Consider the following 6,583-nt stretch of genomic DNA (forward strand, 5'->3'; position numbering starts at 1 on the left):
TTGCCGAAGATGCCGCCATTTGCCGAGCCCGGTCTTGCCGGCCGGCGCGCCGCCCCGCCGCGCACCGCCGCCGACGATATCGCCGACAGTCTGCGCGAAGACATCCTGTCGGGTCGGCTCACCGGCGGCGAGATCATCCGCCAGGACGAGCTTGCGGCGCGCCATGGCGTATCGCGCATGCCGGCGCGCGACGCCTTGAGGCGGCTTGAAAGCGAGGCGCTGATCGAGATCCATCCGACCCGCGGCGCCGTGGTTGCGCCTTTCGATCCCGACGCGATCCGCGAGATCTATGCGCTGCGCGCGCTGCTCGAAGGCGAGGCGTTGACGCTCTCCTGCCCACGCCTGAGCGCAGCCGATATCGACGAGGCCGAAGCGGCGCTGGCGCGACTGGAGGCGGAGCGCGACCCCGCCCGCATCGGCGCGCTCAACAGCCGGTTTCATCTGGCGCTCTGCGCTGCTTGCGGCAATGCGCGGCTTCTCGATCTCATCGCCGGCCAGCATGCGGGCGCCGAACGCTATGTGCGCAGGCTGCTGACCGGGCTCGACCATCAGGCGCAATCGCAGGCCGAACATCGCGCCATGCTCGACGCCTGCCGCAGGGGCGACGTCGAAACAGCGGTCGCCACACTTCGCCGCCATCTCGACGACGGCGGGCGCCGCCTGCTGGCGACGATGCGGGAGGGCGGCGCGTGACAGCCGAGCCGGTGATCATCGTTCCCTATGATCCAGCCTGGCCGGTGATTTTTGATGCGCTTCGGCGGCGCATCGAAGCCGCGCTCGGTCCGATCGCGACGGCGGTGGAGCATGTCGGCAGCACCTCTGTTCCGGGTCTGGCGGCCAAACCTATCATCGATATCGACGCGGTCATTGCCGACGACACCGCCCTGCCCGCAGCAATCGCCCGGCTTTCAGCGATCGGCTATGCGGATCAGGGCGAAAAAGGCGTCGCCGGCCGGCGCGCCTTCGCGCCGCCGCCCGGTCTTGCCCGGCATCATCTCTATGTCTGCGCCTCAGATTCCGCCGAACTGCGCCGGCATCTGTTGTTTCGCGACCGGCTCAGGGCGAACCCCGATCTCGCCGCCGCCTATGGCGCGCTCAAGCAGAGGCTGGCGGCTGAGTATGGCCGGGATCGCGAGGGCTACACTGAGGCCAAGACCGGCTTTATTGAAAACGCTCTGGCGGGCGTGGTCTAACCTGTCAGACTGATGCGATCGCTCTTCCCGCGGCCCGGCAGCGTGGATAGAGTGCGGGCATATCTATCTTTGACCGGATTCGCCGACCGTTTCGGCCCAGATCCCAATCCGCCTTACAGAAAGCCCTTTTCATGCGCACCGACGCCTCGCTCAAGCCCGTGTTCGCCGCCGCTCTCGGCGTCGGATTGTTTTCGCTGCTGGACGCGATGATGAAGGTGATCGCCACCACCTATCCGCTGGCGCAGTCTTCCGGCATGCGCTATGCGGCGGGGGCGATGGCCGCGATCGTCTATTACATGCTGACGGTCGGGCGTGCGCCGACCGCTGCGGAAGTGCTGCGCAGCCTGCCGCGCGCCGCCTGCATTCTGCTCGCCGGAACCTGTTTCTTCTTCGCGCTCGCCCGGCTGCCGCTCATCGACGCCATCGCGCTCAGCTTCCTGTCGCCGCTGTTTCTCGGCCTGTTTTCCTGGGCGCTGCTGGGGGAAAAGCTGCGGCTGTCGACCGTGGCCGCCATGCTGATGGGGCTGGCCGGCGTGTTCGTGATCGCCCAGGGACACAGGCTGGACGAGAACAAGGCGTTTGAAATGCTGGGCTTTGTCGCAGCCATCGCCACGGCGGGCTTTTACGCGCTGTCGATGGTGCTGACCCGCAAGCAGGGCGCCAAGGACCCCGTTCCGACGCTGGTTATGCTGCCGGTCACCATCGGCGCGCTGGTGACGGCAGGGCCGATGATCATGGTCTGGCAGCCGGTGGAAACCTGGCACTGGCCGGTGCTGGCGCTGGTGGGCGTGACCGGCACGGCGGCGCATCTGTGCATTTCCTGGGCCTACGCCAATTCACGCGTCGGGCGGCTGGGCCTGTTGGAATATACCGGTCTGGTCTGGGGGGCGCTGTTCGGCTATCTGCTGTTTCGCGAAAGCCCTTCGGCATTCACCATCGCCGGCGCGGTGATCATCGTCGCCGCCTGCCTGCCCGCCTTCCGCAAGGAGACCGCCTGAGCGCGGCGGCCGTCAAAACATCCGGGCCCGGCCATACAGCGCATAGTTCCGGCTGTCGCTGCTCACTGCAGCGCGGGCGCCGTAGAACACCGGGGTTCCGTCGCGATGCAGCGTCGAGGTTTCGAGCGCGGTGATCGCGTGGCCGAGCAGTTCGGGTGGGGCGCCGGCGCCGCTCGAGGCGGCGCAGCCGTAATGACCTGTGAGCACCGGCGCGGTGGCGATGGAATGGCGCAGCGCGCCGACGATCTCGGCGATCGCCTCATGCAGGCGGCGGGTGACGCCCGCGACATAGCTCTCTTCCGTGCCGAACACGATGAAGGCGAGATGCGGCTGGCCCAGCCAGTAGCCGCCTTCGCGGCCTTTCAGCAATTTGCGGGCGAAGCCGCCGAAACGGGCGAGGAAATAGGCGCGCGCCTTGGCAAGTTCCGGCCGGTCGAACTGTTCGAGGCCAGAGATGCGGCAGAGGATCAGCGTATAGCCGTCGATGCCGCGATCGCCATGGAAGATTTCGCCCAGCCGCCGATTGAAGGCGCGGCGATTGCCGAGCGCGGTGGGGCCGTCGGTGAATTTGGCGCGTTCGGACTGGTCGATCGTATGGCGAATGGCCTTGACCGTCTCGATCCGCTCGCTGACCGACCGCATCATCCTGTTGGTGGCGACCTTCTGGGCGGCGGTGGCCTGGCTGACATGATCGATGGCGCGGCGGATGGCGATGGAATCGCGCGGATCGGCGCGGGAAAACTGCTCGCTGGCCTGAGTGAGCACCGTGGCATAGGCGCTGAGCGCCTCCTGACCGTTGGACAGCGCATCCTGAAACCCCTGCAATTCCTCCGAAAACAATGAGGCGGAACTGTCGAGCGCCGAATGGCCGAAATGATGCGGCAGAAAATTCCGCGCCAGCCGCTCGACATCCTCTGCCGTCACATGCTTGCCGAGGGTGATGAATTGCTGGCGGAGATCGGGATTGTCGCCCGAAAGCACCTCATGCATCAGCTCGAAACTGACCGGCGTCACCTCAAGCCCCATACGCAGGAGCTGGATGATCACCTGCTGGGCGAAGTCTTGCCGGTTTGAAACTGTGTTCATGGCGCGCGTCCTCGGATTCAGGACGAATCATAGAGGTTCGCGGAAAAGGCTTGCTTAAGGGGAATGGTAAATGTCGAGTGAATCCGAACGATAAATTCCGGTTCACGCGCCGCCCGTCGCCCGCAGGCCCTCGGCGAGCGCCCGAAACGCGGCGACCGCCTTGGGCAGCGCCATATCCGGCGCCGGGCTGGCGGCGACCCAGAGGGCGGCGTTGAGGGCCGCGCCGGTCAACAGGCGGGCGGCGGCGTCAGGGTCGACGGATTTGAGCACACCCTCCGTCATCAGCGCCGCCACCGCATGGCGGGTCTCGATCAGGCAACTGCTCTGGCTCGGCCATTGCGAGGGATCGCCCAGCACGGCGGGGCCATCCAGCAGCACGATGCGTTGCACATCGGGATCGAGCGCCATTTCGATATAGGCGGCGGCTTCCGCAAGCAGCGCCTGCCAGCCATCATCGGCCTGGGCGGCAATCGCCCGGGCGCGCGCCGCCATTTCGGAATCCACCTGATCGACCACGGCGGCGAACAGGCCGCGCTTGTCGCCGAAGGCGTGATAGAGCGCGCCGCGCGTCAGCCCGGCCTCGGCGGTAAAATCATCCATGGAGGCGGCCATATAGCCTTTTTCCGCAAAGGCCTTGCGGGCGGCGGCGAGCAGCCGGGCCCGGTTTTCCTCCATGCTTTCGCTGCGTTTTTTGGCCATGCCGCTCCATTTCACATACGCGACGTATGTTTTTGATTGACATACGTCGCGTATGTCGCCTAATTTTACATACGCAACGTATATCAAGCGGAAGGCCCGAGCGGAAGCCCGCAGCCGGCTTTCAAACAGGAGAGATCCGATGACCAGACCGGAACCCATCTTCCCGGCAAACCGCCACGCGCTTTACCAGGCGCATGGCTATAGCGCCGCCATCCGCTCCGGCGACCTGTTGTTCGTTTCGGGCCAGGTGGGCAGCCGGGCCGACGGCTCGCCCGAGCCGGATTTCGAAAGCCAGGTGCGGCTGGCCTTTGGCAATCTCCGCGACACGCTGGCCGCCGCCGGCTGCACCCTGGACGACATCATTGACGTCACCAGCTTCCACACCGATCCCGAACGGCAGTTCGCCACCATCATGGCGGTGAAGCAGGAGGTGTTTCCCAAAGCGCCCTACCCCAACTGGACGGCGCTCGGGGTGACCTGGCTGGCGGGATTCGATTTTGAGATCAAAGTCATCGCCCGCATTCCTGAGAGTTTGGATCGCGCCTGAAGCCTCAGGCATATCCCTCCAGCTTGGCCAGATCCTCAAGCAGTCCGGGGCCTTCCGGCGCCCATCCCAGCCGCGCGCGGGTGAGCGTGCTGGAGGCGGGCATGTTCAGCGTCACGAAATGGGCGAGCCAGCCGAAATGGCGGGCGGCGTCTTCCGGCGCGATCGAGATCGCCTGTAGACCCAGACGTTCGGCCAGCGTTTCGGCGATGGCGCGCAGCGACACAGCCTCTTCGGCCACCGCGTGATAGCGGCCGCCGGCGACGCCCTTTTCGATCGCCAGGCGATAGAGCCGGGCTGTATCGTCGACCGGGCAGGCGCACCAGTCGACCGCGCCGTCGCCGACATAGGCGACGACGCCTTTCTCCACCGCCAGATCAATCAGCGGGGTGATCAGCCCCTGGCTGCGGCGGTCATGAATCTGCGACAGGCGCATGACCAGCACCTTGACGCCGCGATCGAGCAGCTCGCGCCCGGCCAGTTCGGAGGCGATGCGCGGATTGGGATAATTGGGATCGAACATGTCCTCATTGGCCTTTTCTCCCGGCCCCGGTTTTCCGACCCCGACGGCCGAGGTGATCAGCAGCGGCCTGTCCGAACCAACCAGCGCCTCTCCGAGCGCCAGGATGGCCTTGTGGTCGCGGGCGCAACTGTCGGCGAAATGGGCGAAATCATGGTCGAAGGCGGTGTGAATAACGGCGTCGCAGGCCGCCGCGCCAGCCCGCAGGCTGTCGAGATCGTCGATGCCGCCATGATGGATCTCCGCGCCGAGAGCGGCGACCTTGGCGGCGCTGGCCTCGGAGCGGACGAGGCCGAGCACCTGATGGCCGGAGGCGATGAGTTCGGCAATGATGTGGGAGCCGATGAATCCGCTGGCGCCGGTGAGGAAGATGCGCATGAAATGTCTCCTTGCTTGTTGCTGCCGAGGGCGTAAACAGGAGATCTATCGTGTTAAAGCCGGTAGCTTATCCTATTATAATGCTTCACAGGATCAGGCGATGGACGAGAACAATGCGCTGGGACGTTTTCTCAGGGACCTGCGCGCCCGCCGCGATCCCGCAAGCTTCGGCTTCACGTCGAGCCGGCGGCGCACGCCCGGGCTCAGGCGCGAGGAAGTGGCGCAGCGCGCCCATATCAGCCCCGCCTGGTACACCTGGCTCGAACAGGGCCGCGGCGGCCCGCCCTCCGCCGACGTGCTCGACCGCATCGCCCGGGGGATGCTGCTGACCGAGCCGGAGCGCGAGCATCTGTTCATTCTGGGTCTCGGCCATCCGCCGCCGGCGCATTACCGCGCGCCCGAAGGCGTATCCCCACGTCTGCAGCGGCTGATCGACGCGTTGGAGGTCAGCCCGGCGATCGTGCGCACCGCCACCTGGGAGGTGCTGGCCTGGAACCGGGCGGCGGCGCTCGTGCTGACCGATTACGCCAGACTGCCGCCCGACGGGCGCAATCTGCTGCGGCTGATCTTCTCCAATCCCGACATCCGCGCCAAGCAGACCGACTGGCGGGCGATGGCGAGCGGCGTGGTCGCCGCCTTTCGGGCTGATGCGACCCGGGCCGGCGCTTCCGCTGAGATCACGCGCTTGGTGGAGGAACTTTCGGCGCTCAGCCCCGATTTCGCCGAGATGTGGGCCGACGCCTCGCTCTTGCCGCATGGCGACGGCGCCAAGCGGCTCAACCATCCCAGACTGGGATTGATCGAACTGGAATATTCGAGCTTTGCAGTGGATGGCCGGCCGGACCTCGGACTGATCGTCTATAATCCGGTGACGGACGAGACGGCGGCGCGGATCAGGGAATTGGTCAGGGGGATGGCGGGCTGAGCGCAGCGCCAAAGGCAGTTTTTTCTGAGTGTCCTTGACGGCGTGCTCCGCCCCTCATCCGGCTGCCGCCACCTTCTCCCCGCGCCTGCGGGGAGAAGGGCGATGGAGCGCCGTCATTGCCACATCCTCCTTCTCCCCGCAGGCGCGGGGAGAAGGTCCCGGCAGGGGGATGAGCATCTGTGTTTGAAGTCAAGGGGCGTTTGGGGACCAGGGGCGGTTTTGTGTGATGAGAGTGTTTGC

Annotated in this window: 8 protein-coding genes; 5 read left to right on the forward strand and 3 right to left on the reverse strand. The window is 66.0% G+C overall.

From position 1 onward, the window contains the following. Window positions 1-9: 9 nt before the first annotated feature. The 3 genes from M2360_RS26525 to M2360_RS26535 all read left to right on the forward strand — a co-directional run bounded on the left by M2360_RS26525 (window position 10) and on the right by M2360_RS26535 (window position 2,191). Window positions 10-693: a GntR family transcriptional regulator gene (locus M2360_RS26525; RefSeq protein WP_280778407.1), complete on the forward strand. Its 684-nt coding sequence runs from the start codon at window positions 10-12 to the stop codon at window positions 691-693. Continuing rightward, complete coding sequence (locus tag M2360_RS26530) at window positions 690-1,193, forward strand: GrpB family protein (RefSeq protein ID WP_280778396.1); 504 nt, start codon at window positions 690-692, stop codon at window positions 1,191-1,193. Before M2360_RS26525 ends, M2360_RS26530 begins: the two co-directional genes overlap by 4 nt. A 131-nt stretch (window positions 1,194-1,324) precedes the next feature. Continuing rightward, on the forward strand, window positions 1,325-2,191 hold the full coding sequence (locus M2360_RS26535; protein WP_280778397.1) for a DMT family transporter: 867 nt from the start codon (window positions 1,325-1,327) through the stop codon (window positions 2,189-2,191). Window positions 2,192-2,203: 12 nt separating this feature from the next. On the opposite strand, the gene M2360_RS26540 is transcribed toward M2360_RS26535, so the two are convergent. Together M2360_RS26540 and M2360_RS26545 are read right to left on the reverse strand one after the other, a co-directional pair. After that, on the reverse strand, window positions 2,204-3,277 hold the full coding sequence (locus M2360_RS26540; RefSeq protein WP_280778399.1) for a hypothetical protein: 1,074 nt from the start codon (window positions 3,275-3,277) through the stop codon (window positions 2,204-2,206). A 102-nt stretch (window positions 3,278-3,379) separates the two neighbouring features. After that, a complete protein-coding gene (locus M2360_RS26545; protein WP_280778400.1) occupies window positions 3,380-3,976 on the reverse strand; it encodes a TetR/AcrR family transcriptional regulator in 597 nt (198 codons plus the stop codon). Between the two features lie 139 nt (window positions 3,977-4,115). Here M2360_RS26545 and M2360_RS26550 point away from each other — a divergent pair, with 139 nt between their 5' ends. After that, window positions 4,116-4,523, forward strand: a complete 408-nt coding sequence (locus tag M2360_RS26550; protein WP_280778401.1) for a RidA family protein — start codon at window positions 4,116-4,118, stop codon at window positions 4,521-4,523. Between the two features lie 4 nt (window positions 4,524-4,527). On the opposite strand, the gene M2360_RS26555 is transcribed toward M2360_RS26550, so the two are convergent. Continuing rightward, window positions 4,528-5,418 (reverse strand): SDR family oxidoreductase, encoded by an 891-nt coding sequence (locus tag M2360_RS26555; protein WP_280778403.1) that lies wholly within the window; start codon window positions 5,416-5,418, stop codon window positions 4,528-4,530. A 100-nt stretch (window positions 5,419-5,518) separates the two neighbouring features. Here M2360_RS26555 and M2360_RS26560 point away from each other — a divergent pair, with 100 nt between their 5' ends. After that, window positions 5,519-6,343: a helix-turn-helix transcriptional regulator gene (locus tag M2360_RS26560; protein ID WP_280778404.1), complete on the forward strand. Its 825-nt coding sequence runs from the start codon at window positions 5,519-5,521 to the stop codon at window positions 6,341-6,343. Window positions 6,344-6,583 lie beyond the last annotated feature (240 nt).

Source organism: Rhizobium sp. SG_E_25_P2 (assembly GCF_029892285.1).
In the GTDB taxonomy this organism is placed as follows: Bacteria; Pseudomonadota; Alphaproteobacteria; order Rhizobiales; family Rhizobiaceae; genus Rhizobium_E.

Coding starts and splice junctions, on each gene's coding strand:
- M2360_RS26525 (WP_280778407.1), top strand. CDS start 10: ATGCCGCCATTTGCCGAGCCCGGTCTTGCCGGCCGGCGCGCCGCCCCG.
- M2360_RS26535 (WP_280778397.1), top strand. CDS start 1,325: ATGCGCACCGACGCCTCGCTCAAGCCCGTGTTCGCCGCCGCTCTCGGC.
- M2360_RS26540 (WP_280778399.1), bottom strand. CDS start 3,277: ATGAACACAGTTTCAAACCGGCAAGACTTCGCCCAGCAGGTGATCATC.
- M2360_RS26545 (WP_280778400.1), bottom strand. CDS start 3,976: ATGGCCAAAAAACGCAGCGAAAGCATGGAGGAAAACCGGGCCCGGCTG.
- M2360_RS26550 (WP_280778401.1), top strand. CDS start 4,116: ATGACCAGACCGGAACCCATCTTCCCGGCAAACCGCCACGCGCTTTAC.
- M2360_RS26555 (WP_280778403.1), bottom strand. CDS start 5,418: ATGCGCATCTTCCTCACCGGCGCCAGCGGATTCATCGGCTCCCACATC.
- M2360_RS26560 (WP_280778404.1), top strand. CDS start 5,519: ATGGACGAGAACAATGCGCTGGGACGTTTTCTCAGGGACCTGCGCGCC.